Below are 26,093 nucleotides of genomic sequence, written 5' to 3' on the forward strand. Positions count from 1 at the left end.
TCAAGCGGGTACTACGTCGGGGTGGACAGCGGTGAGCTTGTCCGTGAGAGAGCCGAGCAACGCCTCGCGATGCTCGACGAGGAAGAAGTGGCCGCCGGGCATCAGCTCGGTGGAGCGCAGGCCCGGCAGGACGTCGGCCCACGCCTCGAGCTGGGTGGTCGCCACTTGGCGGTCGTCGCGACCGCCGAACAGGTGGGCCGGGCACGACGGCGCGGCGGCGGGCGCGAATCGGTAGTCGTCGAAGATCTCGAAGTCGCTGCGCAGCGCGGGCAGGAACAGCGCCATCACCTCCGGCGTGTCGCGCACCTCCGGCGGAATGCCGCCGTAATGGCCCACCGCGGCGATGAATTCGTGATCCGGAAGGCCCGACAGACGTCCCGGCCTGGGCAGATGCGGCGCCGCCACCGCGCCGAGGAACAGTGCCCGCGGTTCGATCCCGGCCGGCAGCCCGCGCGCGACCTCGTAGGCGGTCAGCGCACCGAGGCTGTGGCCGAAGAAGGCGAACGGCAGATCGGTCAGCGGAAGGACCTGCGCCAGCGAGGCGTCGACCAGATCGGTGAAGCGGCGGATCGGCGTCTGCGCCAGATGCCGTTGCCGGGCGGGCAACTCTATGACGCACAGCTCGACCCAGTCGGGCAGGTGGCGCCGCCACGGGGTGTAGGCGGCGGCCTTGCCGCCCGCGAACGGCCAGCAGAACAACCGCAGGCTCGGCGTGCCCGCGGTCCGGCGGTGGATGGTCAGCACCCCCGTGTCGTCCGAAGGCGGAGTCGCTCGCGCTGGTTGTGTTGTCGTCTGCGTGAGCGTTGCCGGAAGTAACGGAGCCGCAGGGCCTTTCGCTTCTCGGTCTCGGCTTCCGGCCTGGATCGGAAGAGCCCGCAGGTCGCCCACGGTCGCGATCCGGGTCACCGGCGCGCCCAGCGTCGCGAAGAACTTCGACAGCGGCGCCGACGGACCGATCTCGTACCGGTGCGTGCCGGAGCGCAGCAGCGCGCGCATGTTGTCGGTCCAGCGCACCGGCGCGGAGATCTGCCGGACCAGATGCTCGGCAAGCGTCTCGGGCCGGTGGAATTCTCCGGTGTAGTTCGAGGTGACCGCCACCGCGCGGTCGGCGTGCGCGCGGGGCGCGCAGGCGGCGAGGTGCTCGGCGAACTCGGCCTCGATCCCCCGCATCCACCGGGAGTGGAACGGCGCGCTCACCCGCAGCGGGACGAATCGCAGGTCCGGAAGACGCTCGGCGAGGACCGCGCGGGCGGCGGACACGGCGTCGGCCGCGCCGCTGATGACGAGCTGATCGGTCGAATTGTCGTTGGCCACTTCAGCGCCCGCCGCGGCCACCAGCTCGGCCACCCCGTAGTCGGCGATGTCCGGCAGGATCAGCGCGGCCATCGCGCCCTCGCCCTCCGGAACCGCCCGCTGCATGAGCGCCCCGCGGGTGCGCACCAGCCGCACCCCGTCGGCGAGGTCGAAGACGCCCGCCGCGACGAGTGCGGCGTACTCGCCCAGACTGTGCCCACCGAAGGCGACCGGCCGCACCCCGTATTCGGCCACCAGCACCCGGTAGGCGGCGATCTCCATGGTCAGCAAGCACGGCTGGGTGTACTCCGTGCGGTGCAGCCGCGGATCCCGCTCGACGCAGATCCGCAGCAGATCCTCACCCACTGCGGCACTCGCTTCGGCGAAGGTGTCACGGGCGAGCGGGAATTCGGCGCAGAAGTCCGCGCCCATCCCGGTCCGCTGGGCGCCCTGTCCCGGGAAAACGATGGTGCACTCGGAAGGCTCGGTGCTCATCGCAGCACCTCCGCGGTCGACTCGGCGGCTCGTGGCGCGGGGAGGTAACCGACCTCGGCGCAGTGCGCCAGGTAGACCCGCACCAGATCCTCCGTCGGCGGGCAGTCGATACCGGCCGCGCCCAGGACCCGCCGGGTGTAGGCGCAGTCGGCGTAGGAGCTCTCCTCGTAGTGGATGGTGCCGAACAGCTCGATGCCGTACTTGAACATCTCCAGCGTCTGGCTGTCGTAGACCTCGTCGGTGCCGAGCCGGTAGATCTGCCGGTCGGTGGCCCTGCGGTGGAATTCCTCCAGCGGCACCAGGCTCACCTCGTATCCGGCGCGCTGCACGTAGCGGACCACGTCGTAGTAGCGGCGGATGTCCGGGTTGGTCAGGTGGTAGGTCTCCCGGTAGGTGGGCCGGTGCAGGGCGATGTGCACGATCGCGGCGCTGACGTAGTCGACCGGGGTGATGTCCCAGTGCACCGGCGTCAGCATCGTCTCGCCGGTCTCGATCATCGTCTTGAGGATGTCGTAGTACGCGCCTTTGACGCTGACCTCGGAGAACGGGTACCGGCCGGTGCGGCTGTCGCCCATGATGTTGCCCGGCCGCACGATGTCCCAGAGCAGTCCGCGTTCGCTCGCCGCCCGGATCAGCTTCTCGGACTCGTACTTCGTCTGCTGATACGGCAGATGGTCGTAGCCCTGCCCCAGTTCCAGATCGCGCTCGGTGAACGGCGGGTTGTTGAAGTTGAGCCGATCGCCCAGCGCGCTGAAGCTGGACACGTACACCAGGTACTTGCCGCGCGAGCGCAGCGCGAATTCGACCGCGCGCCGGGTGCCTTCGACATTGATCGGGGCCAGCGCGTCGTAGAAGGTGACCAGCGTGGTGCGGCCCGCGGCGTGGATGGTCAGGTCGACCTCGTCGGCGAGGCGGTGCCAGGTCGCCTCGTCCAGACCCAGACGTTCGCTGGAGACGTCGCCGAGCACCGTCGTCACCCGGTCGGCGAACGCCTGGTCGAGGGTGCCGTCCGGATCGTAGGTGGCGAGGAAGTGCTTGATCCTGCGCTCGGCCGCGTCCACCGTCTTGCCGCGTACCAGGCAGGTCACCCGCACGTCGGAATCGGCGAGCAGGTCGTGCAGCAGTTTGCCGCCCAGCACGCCGGTCACGCCGGTGATGAACACCGAGCGCACCGGAATCGGGGCGTCCATGGTCACCGGCGGGATGTGCTGCTGCGTTTCGGCGGCGGCGGTTTCGGTGGCGCGCGGGGCCTCGGCCTGTGCCTCTCCGGTGATGATGCCCTCGGTCACCAGGTATTCCGACAGCGACGCGATGGTCGGATAAAGCTCGGTCGATTCCGCCGGAATCTTCACGTCGTAGTGCTTCATCAGCCGGTTGAGCATCCGGACGGTGGCCACGGAGTCGAATCCGAAGTCGGCGAACTCCGCGTCGAGGTCGAGTTCGGCGGGGTCGGTCTTGGTGAGATCGGCGAAGATGTCGCGGATCTGTGCGCTGAGCTGGTCGCGCAGTGCGGTGTCGAAGCCGTCGCCCACCGGCTCGGCGGCGACCGGACGTGGCGCGGTGATCCCGGCCGGTTCGGTGGCCCCGGCCGGTTCGGTGACCCCAGTAGCCGCTTCCGTGATCCCGGGTTCAGTGATCCCAGCAGCCGGTTCGGTGATCGCGCTCGGCGTGGTGGCCGTATCGGATTCGACGAGTTCCGGTGCGGCCGGATCGGAACGCAGGACCTCTTGGGCCGCGTTGCCATTCGTGGAGTGACCGTTGCGTCGCCCGGTCTCGTGCGCGTCGGTCTCGTGCGCGACCACCGTCTTCGCGACCAGCTGCGGGGCCACCGGTTGGCTGCGTCGGCGGTAGTCCTCGGGCACGATCCAGTACCTGCGCCGCGCGAACGGGTAGCCGGGCAGGCTCACGATCCGGCCGAACGGCCGCTCGTAGCTCTGCGCCCAGTCCACGGTCCATCCGCCCGCCCACAACTCGGCGACACGAGGCAGATTCCCGGACCGCAACAGCGCCCGAATCTCCGCGCGGTCGGCGTCCGATTCGCCGGGCAGCTCGTCGACCTCGCGGTGGGTGCGGGCCACGCCGCGGAAGATCAGCATGCCTTCGGCCGGTGCGGGCGTGCCCGAAGCCGCCGCGCTGTAGAGCAATTCCACGAGTTCGGCCGTGGACGCGGCCACCACCGCGAGCCGATGTTGGAACGCGGTGCGGCCGACGGCCAGCGTCCAGGCCACATCCGGCAGCGGCACGGGGTGTTCGCGCAGCCGCCGGGCCACGCGGGTGGCCAGCTCGGTCAGCCGGTCGGCGTCGCGGGCCGACAGCACGACGATTCTGGGCTGCCCGTCCTCGGGGGTCGATGCGATCGGCTCGGCGTCGGCGAGGATGACGTGGGCGTTCGAGCCACCCGCGCCGAATGAGCTGACGGCGGTGATGCGCGGCCGCCCGTCGTCGGGGCGCGGCCAAGCGGTGGGCTGGTCGATGATCCGGAACGGTGTGGCCGCGAAGTCGATCCCCGGGTTGGGCGGATCGCTGTGCAGGTTCGGCGCGATGGTGTCGTGCCGCAATTGCAGCAGCGCTTTCACCACGCCCGCGGCACCCGCGGCGGCCTCCAGGTGCCCGACACTCGACTTCGCCGAACCGATGCCGCAGTAGCCGCGTTCGGTCGTGGAGCGGCGATAGGCCTTGGTCAGCGCCGCGATCTCGATGGGATCGCCGAGCGCGGTTCCGGTGCCGTGCGCCTCCACGTAGCCGATGTCGCCCGCGTCGACGTGCGCGGCGGTCAGCGCCCGGCCGATCAAGTCGGCTTGGGCCGCGGGGTTGGGCACCGTGAAGCCGTTGGTGCGTCCGCCGTGATTGATCGCGCTACCCCGGATGACGCCGTAGACGCGGTCGCCGTCGGCGCGCGCATGCCGCAATGGCTTGAGCACCAGGGTGACCACTCCCTCACCCGGCACATAGCCGTCGCCGCCAGCGCCGAACGACCGGCAGCGTCCGTCGGTGGAGGCCCAGCGCCCATAGCCGAGCAGCAGGTACTTCCCGGGATGGATCGACACGTTGACCCCGCCCGCCAGCGCATACGCCGACTCGCCGCGGCGCAGGCTCTCACACGCCAGATGCAGCGCGGTCAGCGATGCCGAGCACGCCGTATCCACCGCCAGGCTGGGGCCGCTGAAACCGAAGTGATACGAAACCCGGTTCGCCACCGCGAAATAGCCCGAAATCGGCACGCCGACGAACGCCTGATACTCGGCATAGCCGACCCCGGCGAACACTCCGGCATCGAGCAGACCCCGGGACGCGGCGCTGGCACGCACGCGATCCGGCGTGTAGCCCGCGTCTTCCAGTGCCGCCCAGGATGTTTCGAGGAACAAGCGCTGCTGCGGGTCCATCTCCTCGGCGTCCTTGGGCGTGATGCCGAAGAAGCGGGCGTCGAATTTGTCGACGTCGTCGATGAACCCGCCCCAGCGTGCGTAGGTGGTGCCCGGCTCGTCGGGGTCGTCGGAGAGGTATTCGCGGTGGTCCCAACGCTGCGGCGGGACCTCGACGATGCAGTCGCGTCCCGCGACCAGGTTCGCCCAGAACTCCTCGATGTCGCCCGCCATCGGGAACCGCCCCGCCATGCCGATGACGGCGATGTCATCGGAATCGTCGGCGGTGGGTCGCTGGACCGATGCGCTCGCCGCAGCGGGGGTCGAGTCGAGTCCCACACGATCTGCTGTCACTGCGCGGGCGCTGTCAGGCTCTCCGTGGGAGACGTCGGTATCCGCTGGGCGGCTGACCACCGCACGGGTCAGGTGCGGTGCGTTGTGGGACGCAGCCCCGCTCGCGGGTTCGGCGGCCATCATGTGCGCTGAGACCGGTGCGCTATGGGACGCCGCGGTTGCGGGATCGGCGGTCACTGTGCGGGCTGGGTTCGATGCGCCGTGGGCCACGTCGACGTGTGCTGAATCCGCCATGGCGTGCGTTGGGGCCGGTGCGCTGTTGAACGCCGCCGCGGGTGTGGGGGCGGAGGTCAGCGCGGCAAGCCGTGGCGCGTGCTCGTCGGCGAGATAGCCCGCGAGGTCTCGGACGGTCTGGTACTCGAAGAACAGGGTGCTCGGCAGCGGGCCGAAGTCGGTTTCCAGCCGGTCGTTCATCTTGCTGATCAGCACCGAGTCGATCCCATAGTCCTGCAACGGGATACGGGTCCGGATCCGCTCCGGAGCCAGTCGGCAGTACTCGGCGAGCAGACCCTTCAAATAGGTTTCCGCGCTACGCCACAACGGCGCGGTGGAGGCGGCCTCCGTGTGTGGCGCCGCAGGCATGGGTCGGCCGGACTCGGCGTCTGGAGGCGTCGCGCCACCGTCAGATGTAGTGACGACTCGGTCCGCAAGGGTTGCCGGGTTCGAGACGCTTTCGGCAACCCCGGCGACCTGGCTTGGCATCGGGGACGCAGCTACGACTCTCTGGGGCGTGGAAGAACCTGGCGGCAGGTCGGTCGCCTGCGTGAACGAAGGCACACCGCTCTCCTCGGGCACCCAGCACCGTTCACGGTCGAATTCATAGCCGGGCAGGTGGATTCGCCGTGCTGCCGGGTCGCTCCAGCCGGCGTATTCGACGTGCGCGCCCTCGACCCACCGCCGTGCCGCCGCCACCGGATCATCCAGCACCGTCGAGCCGCTGGAATCCGTCACGCTGTCGGTGACGCCGGTGAAGACACCTGCGGGGCGGTCGCCTTCGGCGAACGCGGCAAGCCGGGCGGCGATGCCGTCCACCGAGTCCGCGACGATCGCGAGCCGGTGCTCGAATCCGCTGCGCCCCTGTGCCAGCGTCCGCGCGATGTCCGCGGGCACCAGGTCCGGGTTCGCGGCCAGATGCCTGCGCAGGGTCCGCGCCATCCGGGTCAGGCTGGTCGCGCTGCGTGCCGACAGCACGATCAGCTGTGGACCCCCGGGTACGCGCGGCCGGGCGGCGTCGGCGCTCGGCGCGGCATCGACCACCACATGCGCGTTGGTGCCGCTGAAACCGAAGGAACTGATCGCGGCGCGACGCGGCCCGCTCCACTCGCGCAGTGCGGTGTTGACGAAGAACGGTGACTCGTCCAGGCCGAGCAGCGGGTTCACCGAGGCGACGTGCAGCGAGGGCGGCAGCTGTCCGGCGCGCATGGCCAGCAGCACCTTGAACAGGCTGGCCATCCCGGCCGCGTGCGAGGCGTGCCCGATGTTCGATTTCACCGAGCCCACCGGGATGGCGGCGACCGCGTCGGTGTAGTGGCGGAAGGCGGCGGCGAGCGCCTCGATCTCGATCGGGTCGCCCAATCGCGTCCCGGTGCCGTGTGTTTCGACATAACCGATGGTGGAGGGATCGATTCCGCCCTCGCGGTAGACCGCGAGCTCCAGTTCGGTCTGCGAGCGCACGCTCGGGGCGGTGATGCCGTTGGTGCGGCCGTCGTGGTTCACGCCGATGCCGCGGATCACGCCGTGGATCGGGTCGCCGTCGCGTTCGGCGGCGGCCAGCGGCTTGAGCACCACAACCCCGACACCCTCGGCGATGACGAACCCGTCGGCTTCGGCGTCGAAACTGGCACACCGCCCCTGCGGGGACAGCATGCCCATCGAGGAGGCCAGCAGGTGGTATTCGGGCGTCACGAAGACCGCGACGCCACCGGCGAGCGCGAGCTCGGATTCACCCGAGGCGAGGCTGCGACAGGCCTGGTGCAGCGCGACCAGCGCCGATGAGCACGCGGTGTCCAGCCCGAGGCACGGACCGGTGAGATCCAGCTGGTAGGCCACCCGAGCGGGCAGGATGGCGGGGCTGTTGCCGGTGAACATGTGATGCGAGCCGACCGTTCCGCGGTTGCGCAGCAGGGTCGCGTAGTCCGACCCGGGCGATCCGGCGAACACGCCGCACCGCTTGCGCCGCAACGACTTCGGGTCGATAGCGGCGTCTTCGAGGGCGAGCCAGCTGTGTTCGAGGAATAATCGCTGCTGCGGGTCCATGTAGTCGGCCTCCGCGGGCACCAGGTCGAAGAACGCCGGATCGAACTGCTCGACGTCATCGAGGAACCCACCCCACTTGGAGTAGGTCTTGCCCGGCGTCACCGGTCCCGGCCGGAAGTAGTCGGCGACCGGCCAGCGCGAAGCCGGCACCTCGGTCACGGAGTCGTGTCCGGCGGCGAGATTGCGCCAGAACTCGGCGAGATCCGCCGCGCCCGGGAACTTGCCGGACATGCCGATGATGGCGATGTCCATGGATGCTGACCTTTCGCTCGGCCGCCCCGTCGGCGGGCGCTGGGCGGTCGGCGCGCCGACGCTCCTGGCGCTGGATGCCGATGGGTGGGATGCCGAAGACATTCGGCTGGGGGCACTGTCGGTCGGTTGAGTCGGCGGTGTGCCGGTCGCTGTCGCGCCGTCTTCGGCCATACGCCTGCTGAGCAGTCGCACGGACGGATGGTCGAACACCACTGTCGGCCGCAGCGCCAAGCCGTAGCGGGCGTTGACGCGGTCGATGATCTTCACCGCTAGGATCGAATCGACGCCGTACTCCGACAGCGGCAACTCGGCGCGCACTTCGGAGTGCGCGACGCCGAGTCCGTCGGCGACGAGGCCGATGAGCTCGGCTTCCAGCGCCGAGGCAGCAGCAGACGATGCGGGTGCGGACGCCGCTCCTGTCCGCGCGGGTTCCGAGTCGAGGCGTCCCACACTTCCCGCCGGATTGTCGGCGAACTGCGCGGATGCGCCGACCGCGTCGGCCCGCGCCGGTTCCGGGAAGACAGCGGGTTCCGACCGGCTATCGGCGGGCGCGGCGGCGCTGACGGCGGCCAGCAGCCGGAAGCTCGGTTCCGGGTCCTCGGACAGGCCCGGACCCCACGCCCGGATTCCGGAGAATCCCGCCGCGCTCAAGGCGTCGCGCCACTGTTGCTCGGAGAGCAACGGCGAGTGCGGGATTCGCGCCGCGGGATCGCGGTAGGCGTGCCAGCCCTCCAGCAGCCCGAAGGTCAGTGCGAGCACCTCCAGATCGGTGGTCGCCTCGGTGAACGCCAGCACGCCGCCCGGTGCCAGCAGCCGTCGCGCGTTGCGCAGTGTCGAGTCGATCGACCGCGTGGCGTGCAGGACGTTGGCGCACACCACCAGGTCGGCGTCGCCCGCGGCGAACCCTTGCGCGACCGGATCGGTCTCGATGTCCAGCACGGTGAAACGCAGGTTCGGGTTTGTGCCGAAGGTGCGCCGTCCGTGCGCGACGAAACTGTGCGAGACGTCGGTGTAGTGGTACTCGTACGCCGTCCCATGTTCGGTGAGTGCTGCGAGCACCGCGTGCGTGGAACCGCCGGTGCCCGCGCCGATCTCGAGAATCCGCAGGGGGCGCGCGGTGCCGCGCTGCCGCGCGAGAGCCGACACCAATTCGGCGAGCAGGCCGTTGGTGAAATCGTAGGCGGCGTTGCCGCGATAGATCGCGCCGACCAGCTCGAGGTCGCCGCCGGGGAACAGCACCTCCGTGGCCGACAGCTCCCCGCGCAGCACACGAGGGTACGCGGCCAGGCAGGCGTCGAGCAGCGTCACATACGCCTTGGTCTCCGGGAAGCGCGCGAGCAGGTCGGCGCGCATACCGCTGGTGCCGGGAGGCGGGCCGGGCACGACGATGGTGTCCTGCTGCGAGCAGAGGAGCCCGTGCCGCAGCAGAATGTCCAGACAGCTGGTGCGCAACCGCGCGAATTCCGGCCGCACGCCCAGCGCCGCGTCCAGCGACTCGACGGTCCACTCCCCTGGCGTGAGACCCATCCCGGCCAGCGTGGCGAACAGGAGCATCGCCGCGTACCGGCCGAGCTCGGGCTTGCCGGGCTCGACGACGCCCGCGGACCGGGTCGCGGCCTCGAATTGCGCCACCGCGGCGTCGAACGTGGACTGCGGCGGCGTGAGGATCCAGTAGTCGGTGCGATCGAAGGGATAGCCGGGCAATGCAACTCGTCGTTCGGGGCCGCCGCGGTCACGCCAATCGATGTCGGCGCCCGCGACCCAATGGCGGGCCAGGTCCTGATCGCTCGCCGGTGGGCCGAACTGTGGACGGGTCTGCGCGTCCGCTGTGCCGGTCAGCACCGGACCCGGCTGGCCGGTGAGGAACTGGTCGAGCGCGTCGGCCACCGCGACCGGTGATGACGCGACCACCGCCATCCGGTGTGCGAGCGCGGGCCTGCCCACCTGCAAAGTGCGCACCGAGTCGGTGAAATGGGCCGGGTTGAGCGTGCGGAAGTGCCGCGCCATGATCTCGGCGTAGCGGCGCAATTGGGCCGCCGTGCGTGCCGAGAGCACGAAGATCTCCGGCGCAACCGGCATCCGGGAGCGAGTTCGGTCGTCGACGAATTCGGCGAGCACCACGTGGGCGTTGGCTCCGCCCGCACCGAACGCGCTGACACCGGCATACCGCGGCACCGTGACGCCGTCGACCGTGCGTCGCGGCCATTCCTCCAGCTCGCGCGGCAGATGGAACGGCACCGAGTCGAACGCGATCGCCGGATTGACCTGTGCCGCGTGCAGCGTCGGCGCGATCCGGCCGTGCCGCATCTGCAAGAGCACGCGGGTCAGCCCCGCGACGCCCGCGGCCGCTTCCAGGTGGCCGATGTTCGATTTGGTCGACCCGAGCGCGCGGGAGCGGCCGGTTCCGTCGGATCGGCCGAATGCCGCGGCGAGACCGGCGATTTCGATCGGATCGCCGAGCGGCGTTCCGGTGCCGTGCGCCTCCAGGTAGTCGATCGCCGCCGGGTCGACCCCCGCGGCACGCAGCGCCTCGGTGATCACATCGGCCTGCGCGCCGGGGTGCGGCACGCTGTATCCGGAGGTCTGGCCGCCGTGATTGACGGCGCTGCCCAGGATCAGTCCGTGGATGGTGTCGCCGTCGGCGCGGGCGGCGGACAGCGGTTTCAGATACAGCGCGCCGACGCCTTCGCCCGGGACGTACCCGTCGGCGCTCGCGGCGAACGGCCGACACCGGCCGCTGCCCGACATCATGCCCAGGCTGCTCAGCAGCAGGAACTTGTCCTCGTGCAGCAGCAGATTCACGCCGCCGACGATCGCGGCGTCGCATTCGCCATCCAGCATGGCGCGCCGCGCCAGGTGCAGAGCGGTCAGCGATGCCGAGCAGGCGGTGTCCACGGTCAGACTCGGTCCGCGCAGGCCGAGGGTGTAGGAGGTGCGGTTGGCGATGGACGACGGAATCGACGCCACGGCGACCGGATCGCCGTCGCGGCTGGCCTCCACGCCCAGCAGCCGGTAGTCGCTCCAGGTGGCGCCGACGAATACACCGACGCGCCGATCCCGCACACTCGGGTCGGTGTGGTGGTAGCCCGCGTGTTCCAGTGCGGCATACGCCTGTTGCAGGAACAGCCGCTCCTGCGGATCCAGCAGTGGCGCCTGCACGGGCGGAATGCGGAAGAACTGGGGGTCGAAACCGCCTACGTCACGCAGGAAGCCGCCGGTCATCGGCGGTGCGCCGGGGGTGTCTCGGGCGGCGGTGAGCCACCAGCGTTCCGCGGGGACCGGGCCGACCGCGTCGTGGCCGTCGCGCAGATTGCGCCAGAACTCGTCGAGGTCGTCGGCGTCCGGGTAGCGTCCGCTGACGCCGACGATCGCGATCGGCTCCTCGACGCCGACCGGTCTCGCCGGGGCAGGATGCTCGTCGGCGGTCACCGACTCGACGGCCGCACGTGCCTGCGAGGCGGCCGGACGCAGCCGGGCTCGCACGACTTCGGGGTCGCCCCAGACCGCGGCGAGTTGGGCGCGGTCCAGCGCGGCGCACGACAGCAGCAGGTCGAGTCCGGTCGCGGTGGGCAGCAGTCCGATCCCGGCGCGCCGCAGCGCGGCGATCTGCTCGGCGGGTGGATGCATGCCGCCCTCGGCCCACAGCGGCCAGTTGACGCTGACCGTCCTGGTTCCGGCCTGGTCACGCTGTTCGGCGAAGACGTCGAGGTAGCGGTTGGCCGCCGCGTAGTCCGCCTGCCCCGGATTGCCGAGCACCGCGGAGACCGAGGAGAACAACACCGTCAGCCGGGCTTCCGGCAGCGCGCGGGTCAGGTGCCGCACGCCGTGCACCTTCGGCGCCAGAACCGAAATCGCTTCGTCGCCGCCGCTGCCGGACACCAGACCGTCGCGCAGCTGTCCCGCGCCGTGGTAGAGCACGTCGACCGGCCCGAATGTGGCGTGGGCGATCGCGGCGACGCGCTCGGCGTCGGCGGCGACCGACACGTCGGCGCGCACATGCACCGCTTCCGCGCCGAGGTCGTTGAGTTCGGCCAGCAGGCCAGCGCCCGCCGCGTCGAGCGGGCGACGCGAGACGAGCACCAGACGCGCGCTGTAGTCGGTCGCGAGTCGGCGCGCCAGATGCCGGGCGATGCCGCCGAACCCGCCGGTCACCACGACCACCGATCCCCTCCGCAGAACCGGGTCCCCGGTGGCGCCCGCGGAATCCGTATCTAGGCGCGGCGACCTGATCTCGCGTCGGCCACCGCGATAGCGGATCTCGGTGGCCGGGTGACGTTCCTCCACGCCCAGTTCGGCGGCCACGATGTCATCGATCGCCGCACCCGGATCGCACTGCACGGCGCGCAGGATCGGCTGCGGCTGCTCCAGCCGCAGCGTTCGCGCGAACCCACCCAGAAGAGCGCAACTCAGCTCACCCGCGGGTGTGGCGCGTGTGACAGCGAGCAGCAGCCGCACCGGCGATTCGGATAGCCCGGCTGTCGCACGCACGAGATCACGCAGCGGCAAGTACACCCGCTCGATCAAGTCCCGCGAGTCATCGTCGCCGATCGATTCGGGCCACAGATACAACACGGCATCGAAGCGCAGCCCGCGAGCCGTCAGCTGCTCGACCAGCAGACCCATATGCCGCGGATCTGTCGGGTTGACAGCGAAATCCACTGCGCCCGACACAAACTCATCACCAGGCCGCACCCTGACCACGGCGGCCGCCCCTGCGTGACGGTAGGGGTGGTCGGCCGTGTCGAAGACGAGCAGACCGATCGCTTCCCGGCGAGGATGTGCGGTGGCGTCGGTTTCCCAGTCGAAACCGAAGGTGACCAGCTCGTCCCTGGCCGCTGACGCGGGGGCGACAGTTGTCGACGATGCGAAGGGCGGATCCGCAATCGGCGCGTCCGATTGCGCCGAACGGAATTCGGTCGAGCCTGCTTTCGGGGCGGCTGCTTGCGGTACCGAACCAGTCGATGGTGTCGTGGGGACTGCCGCTTGCGGCGCGGGGGCGGGGTCGGTCGATCCGGTCGTCAGGGTAACCGCCTGCGGCGCCGGACCCTGTCCGGTTGATCCTGTCGTCGGTGTAGCCGCATACGGAGCAGGACCAAGGTCGGTCGATCCGCTCGCCGGGGTAACCGCCTGCGGAGTCGATCCCAGTGCGTTTGATCCCGGCGGTGTGGCTGCGTGTGGCGCGGGACCGGGGTCGGTTGATCCGCTCGGTGGGGCTGCCACCTGCGGTGCCCGACTGAGTCCCGTTGACTGGGTGGCGAATTCAGCCGGTGTCGTACCTGCGCCGGGTTGGTGCGCGGTCGTGGCGGCGTCGGGCCGATAGTTCGCGCCGACTGTCTCGGCGAGGTGACCGGCCAGCGCGTCGATGGTCTGGTACTCGAACAGCAGTGTCGGATACAGCGGCTCGCCGACCCGTCCTTCCAGTTCGGCGGTCAGCCGCAGCAGTCGGCCGGAATCCAAGCCGAGTTCATAGAACCCCACGTCGGTGGCGATACCGGCAGCATCGGCACCCAATTCGGCCGCGACCAGAGCAGCCAGGTCGGCGGTGATCAGTGCGCGTGGGTCCTTCGTCGACGGGCCCTGCGCCGGGCTGGCGGCCGGCGGACCATACTGCGCGGCGGATACCGGTCCGGTAGCCGCCGGATCGTATTGCATGACCGTTGAGCTGGCAGGTACGGGCTGTTGCGGCGCGGGCGCCTCCGTCGGCGTCAGCAACCGGTGGATGTCCGCGCTGCCGCGCACACGCTTGGAGGTCAGCCGATAGCGCACCACCGGCGATCCGTCCGGGGCGTAGAGGGCCACGTCGGCTTCGAGCAGGTCGCCGCCGTGCCCGCCGCCGCGTACCGACGCCCTGACGAAGACCTGTTCGGGCGTTGCCTGCCAGGCGTGCACGTCACCGAAGTAGATCGGGATGAACGCGCTGTCGTCGTCGGCACCCAACCGTTGTGGATCGACGAACGGGACGATCGTCGAGGCGTCCAGGAACGTGGGATGCAGCAGAAACCCGGGCAGGTGCGCGGCTGCCTCGGGGCCGAGCCCCATCGTCGCGGTGACGATGTCGCCGCTGCGCGCGAAATGACCGGTGGCGCGCATGAAATCGCGATGCTCGATGCCACGGCTACCACTCTGCGCGTACATCTCTGCCATGCCGCGCGCCTGCGCCGAACCGACCGCGGTATCCGATGCCGGTGGCTCGGTCGGCGAACTCGACCGCACCACAACACATTCCGCCACGGAATCGACCGGCCCGTACGGCGCGCCCGCGTGGTCGAGTCGCTGCACGTCGATGGCGATCCGCCCGGTGGGACGATCCACCCGGAACGCGATGCGCACGGCGCCGTCGTCGGCGAGGGCGACCGGACGCTGGAACAGCGCCTCCCGGATGGTCAGGTCGCCGGGCTGATAACCGGCCGCCATCGCCGCGCGCAGAATCATGTCGAGATACACCACGCCGGGCAGGATCCGCACGCCGTGCACGCGGTGGTCGCGCACCACCGGGTCGTCGGCGTGCAGGGTGGTGGCGAAGCTGTCCAGGTCGATTCCCCTCATCGCAGCGGCTCCACCCGCAGGAACGACGGCGCCGGGGCGCTCGGCGTCATCGGGACCACGAACCGTGGCGCGGGCTCCGTGGGTGTGCTCGGAACCGTTTTCGGCAGCATGAAGCTCCTCTTGCGGAAGACAGGTGGATCCAGGGGACGACGTGTCGGCCGGTGCCCATCGGGCGCCTGCTCGACGACGAGGTGAGCGTTGGTGCCGCCGAACCCGAACGAGCTGACGCCCGCGGCGCGGGGCCTGCCGTCGGCGGGCCGCCACGGGCGCAGCTCCCGGTTGACCTGCAGCGGCGAACCGGCGAACTGGAAGCGCGGATTGAGGTTGTCGCAATGCAGCGACGGCGGCAGCGCCGCATGGTGCACGGCCAGGATCGTCTTGACGGCCCCGGCGATGCCCGCGGCGGAAAGCAGGTGGCCGATGTTGGTTTTCACGCTGCCGACCGCGCACGGCTCGAGGCGGCCCGACCGGTCGCCCAGCACGGTGGCCAGCCCCTTCAATTCGATGGGGTCGCCGATCATGGTGCCGGTGCCGTGCGCCTCCAGGTAGGACAGCGCGTCCGGCGACATCCCCGCCACCTCGAGCGCCGCGGTGACCACCTCGATCTGCGCCCGCATGTTGGGTGTCGTGATGCCCATCGTGTGCCCGTCGTTGCCGATGGCCGAGCCGCGCAGCACCGCGTAGATCCGATCACCGTCGGCGAGCGCGTCATCGAGCCGCTTGAGCAGCAGCAGCGCAGCACCCTCGCCCGGCACGAAACCGTCGGCGTCCTCGGAAAACGTCGCGCACCTGCCGTTCGGCGAGAGCACTCCGGCCGCCGAGAGCGTCACGAACGGCATCTCGTCGAGCAGCACCTCCACGCCACCCGCCAGCGCGGCGTCCACCTCCCCTGCGCGCAGCGCCTGGCAGGCCAGATGCACCGACAGCAGCGACGACGAGCACGCGCTGTCGAGCACGACATTGCCCGCGTGCCAGTCGAAGTAGTCGGAGATCCTGGCGGCGATGAAGTTCTGGCCTATGCCGATGATGGTGTGCCGGTCGGCGACCGGAATCCGGTTGAAGTAGTTGGCCGCGCGGCTGCCCGCGTAGACCCCGACCCGCTTGCCCGCCAGCTCCTCGCGGCGGTATCGCGCGTCAGCGGTGGCCAGCACCGACGTCTCGAGCAGCAGCCGCTGCAACGGATCCATCTGCCACGCTTGTTCGTCGCTGACACCGAAGTACTCCGGGTCGAACAGATCCACGCCGTCGACGAATCCGCCCCACTTGCTGTTGGTGAACCCGGGCCCACCGGTCGGGCGATAGAACCGCGCGGGATCCCAGCGCGCCGGATCCACCTGGCGGATACCGGATCGGCCTTCGGCGAGCATGCGCCAGAAGGAGTCCGGATCATCGCCGCCCGGCAGGCGGCAGCCGATGCCGACCACGGCGATGGGTTCGGCCGCCCTTCCTCGCCGGGCGTCGGCGGACCAGGTGGCCGTCGCGCGGCGCGGCGCAACCGGATCGTCTCCTTGCGACGTTGCGGCGCTCGTCGGCTGCGGGGCATCCGGTTGCGGCGCAGCGGCGAAGCGTTCGGGGAACTGCTCGGTCAGCAGGCCCGCCAGCGCGTCCAAGGTCGGGAATTCCAGCACCAGCGCCGGGTCGAACGGCTGACCCACGACCTGTTCGATCCGGCGCACCGCCGAGGCGATGAGCACCGAATCCGCGCCGTACTCCTCGAACCGCTTGTCGCCCTCGAACCGCTCCGGTGCGAGCTTCAACTCGTCGGAGAAGATCCGCAGCAGTTCCTGATACGCCTGCCCGGAGCCGTTCGGGGCGGGTTGGGCAGCTGGTGTCGCCGCCACGGGCTGGACCTCCACGGCCGACCGGCTCGCCCTCGTCGAAAGACGCAGCGGCGCACCGTGATACGGCAGTACCACCGGTATTCCCGGCAGGCCGAGCGCGGCGTCGAGCAGGTCGAATCCTTCCGCGGCGGTCAGAGCGGGAAAGCCGGTGGCCCGGTAAGCCGCGCTGGTCACCTCACCGAATCCGGTGTCGCGGAACGACGGCCAATTGATCGACCGGAACCACGTCCGTCCCGCGGCGTGCTGGGCCTCGGCGAACCGGTCCAGGTGCGCGTTCGCCATCGCATAGTCCGACAGGCCCACCGCGAGACCGGGCAGCACCGCCGACACCGACGAGAACAACACGAAGAAATCCGGACGATCGGCGGCGAGCACGTCCGCGAGGACCGCCGTACCCGCCAGCTTGGGCGCGAGCACCGTCGCGACGGCGGGACCGGTTTTCCGGACGAACGCCGGACTCTCGGTCGAGACGCTTCCCGCGCAGTGCAGCACGCCGCCGATCGGCCCCAGCTCGCGCCGCACCCGTCCGAAGAACCCGGTCAGCGCCGCCTCGTCGGAGAGACTGCCGAAGTAGGTCCGCACCGCGACGCCGCGATCACGCAACGCGACCAGTCGCCGCACCTTGTCCGCTTCCGGGCCGGACCCACCGGCCACCCGGTCCCATTCCGTCTCGGGCGGAAGCGGTTCCCGTCCGAGGATGGCCAGGCGGCGCGCGCCGCGCTCGACCAGCGCCGCCGCGAACTCCGCACCCAAACCGCGCGTACCGCCGGTCACCACATAGGTGCGCGCGGGATCGACGACGAGACCGTCGCGCGGGGTCGCGTCCGCGAATTCGACCGACTCGCGCACTCCGCCGCGATACCGCACCCGCGGTGCGCCGTCATCGGCCGCGCATTCCGCGCCGAGGACTTCCAGCAATCGAGCCGGGTCCGCGCACACCGCGGCGCGCTCGGCGACCAGATGGACGCTGCGTGTCCGCACGCCGCGGATCTCCTCGGCGAGCGCGGCGGCCAGGCCACCCAGCGGCGCGAATTCCGGGCCGTCGACGCCTGGATGCCCCGCGGTGAGGTGGATGAGCGTGAGGGCGCCCGTCCGCGCCTCGATGACGCCCTGGTAGAAGCCCATCCGCCCGAGGTCGCCGGTCGGTCGGCTGCCCGGCGCTGGAGCGAGATCACACAGATCGATCACGGAATCGGTGTCGGGGTAGCGAGCCATCAACCTCCGGCCGAGTTGTGCGCCCGCGTCGAAGTCGTCGCGGTCCAACCCACCGGCAGTCTGCGCGACCCGGACCAGGCGTCCGGGATCGCCGGTCGCGGTAGCCAGCGCCTCGACCAGCGGGTGCGGGGTCCTCGCGTCGTAGACGACGAGGGCTCGCCGAGACCGCAGGTCACCGGCGGCCAACGGGAGTTCCCGCCACACCGGAACCAGCAGCCGCCGGTCCGTCCGAGCCAGCTGCAACGCCGGTCCTGGGTCTGCTGCGAGAGCAGGCTGTTGCACTGCCCGAGGAACAGGCTGCCCCGTGGACGCGGCGTGCGTGGTGGACGCGGGCTGCCCTGTAGACGCGGCCTGCGCGGTGGACGCGGCCTGCGCCGTGAACATGGGCTGCGCCGTGGACGCGGGTTGCGTGGTCGGCGTGGGTTGCGCCGTGGGCGCGGTCGGCGTGGGCTGCGCCGTGAACGCGGCCTGCGCGGTCGGCGTGGGCTGATGCACGGGCGCGGGCTGCGCAGATTGCCGCGCTGGTGTGAATTGCACCGGCGTAGTCGGCGCGGCGTGCGTGAGCTGTGCCGGAGCGGATTCCGGCGCGGGCGCGACATCTGGAATCCAATACCGCTCACGGGCGAACGGATAGGTCGGCGCGGGAATGCGGCGGCGTGGGCCGGGATCGCGCACGGTGGCCCAGTCGATGTCGGCGCCGCCGAGCCAGCGCGCGATCCGCGAATCCTCGGCCGCGTCCCGGCCGTCGCGCGCACCGGGCGCGTCATCGATCCAGGCGCGAACGGCGGCGCGCAACTGGTCGATGTCACGGGCGACGAACGCGGCGCGAGCACGGCCCGGCTGCCTGCCGACCTGCATGGTGTAGGCCAGATCGGCGAGGTTCGGCTGCTGCCCGGCGAGGAAACGATTCAGTGCGGCAACGTAATCCGCGAGGCGATCGGAGTCGCGCGCCGACACCGGAACCACTTGGCCGCCGCTGAACCGGGTCTCCGGTCGCCGATCCACGTACTCCTCGATCACCACGTTGGCGTTGGCGCCGCCCGCGCCGAACGAGCTGACCGTCGCTCGCCGCGGACGGGAAGGATCACCCGACGGCCACGGCCGCGGGCTGGTCGGAATCCGGAACGGTGTGGCCGCGAAGTCGATGTTCGGATTGGGCGGTGTGGCATGCAGCGACGGCACGATGGTCTCGTGGCGCAGCTGCAGCAGCACCTTGGTCAGCGCCGCGACACCGGCCGCCGCCTCGAGATGGCCGACATTGGACTTCACCGAACCGATCGGCAGCTCGGTCACGCCGACATCACCGAAAACCTTGGCAAGACCCGCGATTTCGATGGGATCACCCAGCGCGGTGCCGGTGCCGTGCGCCTCGATGTAGGACACCGAAGCCGGGTCGACGCCGCCGACGCGCAGCGCGGAACGGATCACCGCGGCCTGCACGGCCGGGTTCGGCACCGTGAACCCGTTGACCCGGCCGCCGTGGTTCACCGCGGTGCCTTTGATGACGCCGTAGATGGTGTCGCCATCGGCTTCGGCGTCGGCCAGCGGCCGTAGCACCATCGCCCCGACGCCCTCACCGGCCACGTATCCGTCTCCGCCCGCGCCGAAGGAACGGCAGCGGCCATCGGTGGAGGCGAACTGACCCTGGCTCAGCGCGACGAACTTGTACGGATGCAGCGACAGGTTGACCCCGCCGACCACGGCCAGGCGGCATTCGCCGGTGCGCAAGCTCTGGCAGGCCAGATGCAAGGCGGTGAGCGAGGACGAGCACGCCGTGTCCACCGCGATGCTCGGCCCCTGGAAATCGAGCGCGTGCGACACCCGGTTCGGGATGCTCCAGAACGTCGACCCGGGCAGCGTGCCACGTCCGAGCCGGGACTCCTCGGCGCCGAACATCTGGTAGGTGCCCCACATGACGCCGACGAACACACCGGCTTCCTCGGGCCGCAGACCGCCGCGGGTCAGGTCGGCGCGGGTGTGCCCGGCATCTTCCAGTGCCGCCCACGCGGTTTGCAGGAACAGTCGCTCCTGCGGGTCCAACACTTCGGCCTCGCGCGGCGAGATGGCGAAGAAGAGCGGATCGAAACAGTCGACGTCGTCGAGGAACCCGCCCCACTTGGTGTAGGAGGTGAACGGGTTGTGCCGATCAGGGACGAAGTACCGGGAATGATCCCAGCGTTCCGAGGGGATCTCGGTGATGCAGTCGCGGCCTTCGACCAGCACCCGCCAGTACTCGTCGAGTCCGTCCGCACCCGGGTAGCGGCCGCTGACACCCACGATCGCGATATCCCCGACCGCGTCGGCGCGGTGACCGGAGCTGAAGCCAGCGATCGCACTAGGCGCCACCGGGGCCGTCGACGAGTCGGCCGATGCGCGTTCGGAGATCACAGAGCGCTGGTCGTTCGGTGGCTGCGGCGTTCGCTGTTCGCTTCTGTCGCTCACGAGTCCGCGGCGATCGGCCGCGCCATTCGTCGCAGGCTCGCGGTGCTCGGGTCTGCCGTTCGTCGCGGGCGCGAGGTGGTCTGGTCCGCCGCTCGCCACGGGTGCGTTATTCCGCTGGTGGGGACCGCCGTTCGTCGCGGGCTCGTTCCCGTGCCGGTTCGGCTCATCGTTCGTCGCGAGCTGGTGCGCGGGTGTGATGGAGCCGTTGGACATCGCATTCGTTCCGTCACCGAGTGCGTGGGGAGCGCCGTTCGCCGGAATCCCGGCGCCGTGCCCGGCGGGAGCGGACGTCCGCGCCGCCGCACGCAGAGGCGAATCGCCATGTCCCTCGGTCGACGGCGGAGCGGACGCCCGTGTAGTCCCCAACTGCACCAGCAGATCGAGGACCGCCCGTGGCGTCGGGTATTCGAAGGCCAGCGTCGCGGGCAGCCGGTGCCCGCTCGAGCGCGACAGCTCGTCGCGGATCTCGAGCGCCGCGACCGAGTCCAGCCCGAGTTCGTGCAGCGGGCGATCGAGATCGGCGTCGGGACCGAGCCCGAGGCAGTGTCGAACCAGCGCCTCCATCTCGGCGGCGAGTCCGGTGACATCGGCTGCGGCCGAATGGTTTTCGATACCAGAAACGGGCGCGAAGGCGTCCAACAGCACGTCCGGCGCGTCGGCACCGGCCGCGGGCGCCAAGAGCGGAAGAGCGGTCACCGCGCCTGCTGTCGCAGAATCGAAGACGTGCGACAGCGTTTCGAGGGCCTGCTCGGGGCGCAGCAAGCCGTAGCCGCGCCGGGCCAGCCGCTCCACCGCGCCCCCGGTCAGCCGTTCCATCATCCCGGTGTCCGCCCACGGACCCCAGGCGATCGACAACGCGGGGGCTCCCGCCGCCCGCCGCAGCTCGGCCAGACCGTCGAGGAAGGCGTTGGCCGCGCCGTAGCTCGACTGACCCGGCAGGCCGACCACGCCCGCGGCTGAGGAGAACAGCAGGAAGAACCGCAAAGAGCGGGACGCGGTCAGCTCGTGCAGGTGCCAAGCACCGAACGTCTTCGGCGCGAGCACCCGTCCGACGCGCGCCGCCGTCTGCTCGGCGATCACCCCGTCATCGAGCACACCGGCCAGATGCGCTACCCCGGCCAGCGGCGGCAGATCGCGGTCGATCCAGTCCAGTGTGGCGGCCACGGCGGCACGATCGGAGACGTCCAGCGATCGCACGCTGATCCGAGCTCCGCGTCCGCGCAGTTCGGCGAGCACCGACTCCGCCTGCTCGCCGGGCCCCGAACGTCCCGCGAGCACCAGCTCGCGCCACCCTCGGTCGACCAACCAGCGGGCCAGCAGCAACCCCACGCCGCCCAGACCGCCGGTGATCAGCACCGTCCCACCGTCCGGCATCGTCGCGCCCCCGCCGGGAACCGCGCCCGGGGAAACGAGCCGCGGCACACGCCGACGTCCCCCGCGCAGCGCCAGCTGCCGTGGTCCCGAGGGTGCGAGGACGGCGTCGATCACCGCGTTTGCCTCGGCAAACCGATCCAGATCGATGATCCGACAGCCCATTTCGCGTTGCTCCAGCTGGGAACTGCGCGCGAAACCCCACAGCGCGGACTGCTCCGGCGCCACCCGATCGGACGGATCGACCCGCTGACCGTCACGCGTGAGCAGCCACACCGCGGGCTCCCCCGCGAGTGCGGCGGCCTGCACGAGATGCACCGCGCCCACCACCAGACTCTCCGCATGCTCTGGCGCGGGTGCGTCAGCAGGCCCCAACGCGGCCGCGGAGACGATCCCCCGCAACGGTGTGCGGCCGTCGCTCACGGCGCCGAGCAGCGCGCGCACCGCCGCGGGCACCCCCAGATCCACCTCGAACTCGTCCTCGGCGCGGAAGGCGAAACCGCGCCCGGGCCGCGCCAGCACGCACTCCGCGCCGCGCGCCCGCAGCGCCGCGGCGAGCGCGTCGGCGAAGTCACCCGTCCCGACGACCAACCAGCGTCCGGTCGCCGCGCCCGGCAGCGCCGATTCGGCGTTCCGCCAGTCGATTCGATAGGTGTCCGAGGCGGACCGATCATGCGCGGTGTGACCGGACGGCTGCCTGGCGGCGTCCGGCGTGGGTGTCCGCATCACTCGCAATCCCTCCGCGACCAGCAACGGACAGCCCTCCTCATCGAGCAGTCGAACATCGGCGACACACAGCTGTGGCGTCTGCTCGACGACGCGCACATGGCCGAATCGAACGGTGCCCGCACCGGCCGGGACGAGCACCCGGTCCACGGCGAACGGCACCCAGGTGTGGTCCCCCGCGCGCGGCGACATCGCCGCGTACGTGGCTTGGAACGCCGCGTCCAGCAGGACGGGGTGCACCATGCCGGGACCGGCGTCGGTGTCGGGATCCGACAGCGTCACCAGCGCCTCCCGCTCACCCACGCGAACATCCACGACGCGGCGGAACGCCGGGCCGTAGGGCAGGCCCGCGGTGGTCAGCAGCGTGTAGAAGTCCGCGCCGGCAAGGTGATCCGGGCAGCGTCGCAGAATGTCCGCCGGGCTCGCACCGGCCGGTGGCCGGTGCTGTCCGGCGAGCACGCGGGCGCGTGCGTGGACGCGCGGTCCCTCGGCGGTCTCGGCCGTCACCAGCACGGCGAAACCGTCGGTGCTCGGTTCGAACCGCACCCGCACCGGTTGAGGTCCGGTCAGGGTGAGGCTGCTGGTGATCACGAGGTCGTCGATCGCGACGACCTCACCGACGCCCACCTCGCGCGCGGCGGCGGCGATGGTGGAGACGAACCAGGCGCCCGGCACGACCACATCCCGATCGACGACATGGTCGGCCAGGTAGCGCGGGGCATCTGGTCCGAGCGTCAGATCGAAATCGACGGTGCCGCCCGGCAGGTCGGTCCGGACGCCCAGGCGCGCGGGAGTGCTCGCCGCCGGACGCGGTGTGGCGTCGGGCCGGGACTCGATCCAATACCGCTGCCGCTGGAAGGGATACGTCGGCGCCAGCACCCTCCGGCGGCCGTGTGGCCGGTGGACGTGCTCCCAGTTCACCGGCACGCCCGCGACATACAGGTGCGCGAGCGCCGTCATCATCGTCTCGCGGTCACCGCGCCCGCGGCGCAGCGACGCGACGAACCGCGCCGAGTCGCCCAGCACGCGCCCACCGAGTGTGGACAGGGTCGGCTGGGGACCGATTTCGAGGAACGTGCCGATCCCGAGGTCGGCTATGGCTTGCATGCCCTGGGCGAACCGCACCGGCTGGCGGGCGTGGCGAGCCCAGTAGTCCGGGGTCAGCTCGCCCGCCCGCAGCGGCGCGCCGGTGAGGTTCGAGACCAGCGGGATCGCCGGATCGGTCAACGCCGCCCGGGCCGCCGCCGCGGCGAGATCGTCGAGGATCGGGTCCATCGCCGGGGAATGGAACGCGTGCGAAACCGTCAGCGGTGTGGCTCGAATTCCGTTGGAGGCCAAGTCATCCAGAAGAAGATCGAGCGCGGAACCCGGTCCCGCGACGACCACCTGGGCCGGTCCGTTGTATCCGGCGATCGACACCGCGGACCCATACCGCGTCACCAGCGGCGCGATCTGGTCGGCGGAGGCGTCGACGGCCAGCATCCCGCCACCGTCCGGAAGGCGCTGCATCAGCCTGCCGCGCACCGCGATCAGCCGCAGCGCGTCCTCCATCGTCATGGCCCCCGCCGCGCAGGCGGCGACGTACTCTCCGACGCTGTGCCCGAGCACCGCGGCCGGGGTGATGCCCCACGCTCGCCACAGCTGCCACAGCGCCCACTCGACGGCGAACAGCGCGGGCTGGGTGAACACAGTGCGCCGCAACAGGCCCGCGTCGTGGTCGCCGTACAAGGCGTCCAGGAGGCCGATGCCGTCCTCGATCGGTCCCAGCACCGCGTCGCACTGTCGCAGCGCGTCACGGAAGATCGGTTCGGAATCGAACAGCTCCCGCGCCATACCCGGGTACTGCGACCCCTGCCCGGTGAACAGCAACGCCACCTTCGCGGTCGCCGCTCGCTCCACCCGCCCGCGGATTCCCTGTCCGTCCCGCAGACGCTGCGCCGCGGCGGCACCGGTGTCGGCGACTACCGCCAGCCGCTCTTCGAAATGCGTGCGTGCGGTGGCGGCGGTGTAGGCCAGATCGCCGAAATCGGCTTGTTCCCGTGCTGTTTCGTCCGCCCACTGGCGCGCCGCGGCGCTCAGGGCGGCTTCGTTGCGGGCCGAGAGCACGAGCACTTGCGCATTCGCCGTATCGGATCGCCGCGGCGGCTCGGGATCGCCCTGCCCCAGGATGACGTGCGCGTTCGTGCCGCTCATGCCGAAGGAGCTGACACCTATCGTCGGTTCGTTTCCGCTTCGCGGCCACTCCCGCGCCTCGCGCACCACCTCCAGCGGCATGTCCGCCCAATCGATCAGTGGGTTCGGCGTGCGGAAGTGCAGGCTGGGCGGGATCCGGCCGTGCTGCAACATGAGCACGGCCTTGATGACTCCCGCGACACCCGCGGCCCCTTCGGTGTGGCCGATATTGGTCTTGACCGACCCGATCAGCAGCGGCTGCGTGCGGCCCGTGCCGTACACCTCGGCCAACGCGGTCGCCTCGATCGGATCGCCGAGCGGTGTGCCCGTGCCATGCGTCTCGACATAGTCCACCGCGTCCGGCCGGACACCCGCCCTGGCCAGCGCGTCGGCGATAACGCGTTGCTGGGCCGGACCGTTGGGCGCGGTCAGGCCGTTGGATCGCCCGTCGTGATTCACCGCGACCCCGCGGACCACCGCGAGCACCCGGTCACCATTGCGGCGGGCCTCCGACAGCCGGGTCAGCACCAGCACGCCACAACCGTCAGCGCGGACGTAACCGTTGGCGTCGGCGTCGAAGGCCCGCGACCGGCCGTCCGGCGACAGCGATGCCAGGCGGCAGAAACCGATGGTGGTCTCCGGCGCCAATTGCAGATTGACGCCGCCGACCAGCGCCAGATCGCAACGACCCGCGCGCAACCCGTCCCAGGCCGACTGCAGCGCCACCAGCGACGAGGAACACGCCGTATCCAACGTCACCGCCGGACCCTGCAGCCCGAGCGCGTAGGCCAGCCGTCCGGCCGCGACGCTCGGCGCCGAACCGATCACCGAGTACGCGCCGATTGCGGCCGGATTCGTGGCCCGGGCGGGTGTTGCGGGGTATTCGCTGAAGCACAGGCCGACGAACACGCCGGTGCGGCTGCCCGCCAGACCGCCCGGTGCGCGGCCGGAGCGCTCCAGCGCCTCCCAGCTGGTCTCCAGCAGCAGGCGCTGCTGGGGATCCATCGCCCGCGCCTCGGCCGCGCCGATACCGAAGAACGTCGGATCGAATTCATCGGCGCCGTCGACGAACCCACCCCACCGCGTGTACATCGTGCCGAGCGCAGCAGGGTCGGGATCGAAATAGGCGTCGATGTCCCAGCGCTGCGGCGGCACCTCGGTGATCGCGTCGCGGCCCTGCCACAGCAGATCCCAGAATTCCTCCGGCGTACCGACACCGCCGGGGAAACGGCAGCTCATGCCGACGATCACGATCGGGTCGTCGTCGGTCCCGAGCTGGTCGCCATCGTCGGACGCGACCTCTATGCGCATAGGGGCGTTCATCACTGACGAGGAACACCGTTGTGGCGCTGAACTTTCCGTTCGGTACGACGCTGATGGTGCAGCCGTGGCCGAGGCCGATCGATCCGCCGTGGCGGAGACCGATCCATCCGCGGTGGCCGATATCCGTTGTTCCGGCGTGGTCGTCACTGGTCGTTCCGCCGTCGCCGACGCGAGTCGTTCCGAAGCGGCGGTGATCGGTTGTTCCGGCGTTGCCCATAGCGGGGGTTCCGCGCCAGTTGACATCGGTGATGCCGAGATCGGCGCTTCCACAGCGGCGGCTATTCCTCGGACCGGCGCCGTTGAGGTCAGCGATTGCGGCGTGGCCGACACCGGCGGCTCCAGCGTGTCCGGCAGCCGGTGTTCCGGCGGCGTCGCCGACACCGGGCGTTCTATCGAGGCCGACGCCGACGGTTCCAGCGCACCGTCGACCACACGACCATCGCCC

The 26,093-nt window shown here is 70.7% G+C and carries 3 protein-coding genes (1 of these 3 running past the window's edge); all 3 read right to left on the bottom strand.

Annotated features, from left to right (window positions below; all coding sequences use genetic code 11):
• Tightly spaced (each overlapping or abutting the next), the 3 genes in view from ON34_RS34015 to ON34_RS36570 form a layout consistent with a single transcriptional unit that may run on beyond the window.
• Entirely contained in the window at window positions 1-1,788 is a 1,788-nt protein-coding gene (locus tag ON34_RS34015; RefSeq protein WP_051023400.1) for a thioesterase domain-containing protein, read from the bottom strand.
• Window positions 1,785-14,558, bottom strand: coding sequence for a thioester reductase domain-containing protein (locus tag ON34_RS36565; RefSeq protein ID WP_040786625.1), 12,774 nt, complete (start codon window positions 14,556-14,558; stop codon window positions 1,785-1,787). The genes ON34_RS34015 and ON34_RS36565 overlap by 4 nt, the downstream gene beginning before the upstream one ends.
• Window positions 14,555-26,093 carry the 3' portion of a type I polyketide synthase gene (locus tag ON34_RS36570; RefSeq protein WP_040786628.1) on the bottom strand. It continues 10,337 nt past the right edge of the window, so the window shows 11,539 of its 21,876 coding nt (coding positions 10,338-21,876); its start codon lies beyond the right edge, outside the window; it ends in the stop codon at window positions 14,555-14,557. Before ON34_RS36570 ends, ON34_RS36565 begins: the two co-directional genes overlap by 4 nt.

This window comes from Nocardia pneumoniae NBRC 100136 (genome assembly GCF_000308755.1).
In the GTDB taxonomy this organism is placed as follows: Bacteria; Actinomycetota; Actinomycetes; order Mycobacteriales; family Mycobacteriaceae; genus Nocardia; species Nocardia pneumoniae.

Bases quoted from the DNA above. Each gene is read 5' to 3' on its own strand.
- ON34_RS36565 (WP_040786625.1), bottom strand. From the start codon at position 14,558: ATGAGGGGAATCGACCTGGACAGCTTCGCCACCACCCTGCACGCCGAC.
- ON34_RS34015 (WP_051023400.1), bottom strand. From the start codon at position 1,788: ATGAGCACCGAGCCTTCCGAGTGCACCATCGTTTTCCCGGGACAGGGC.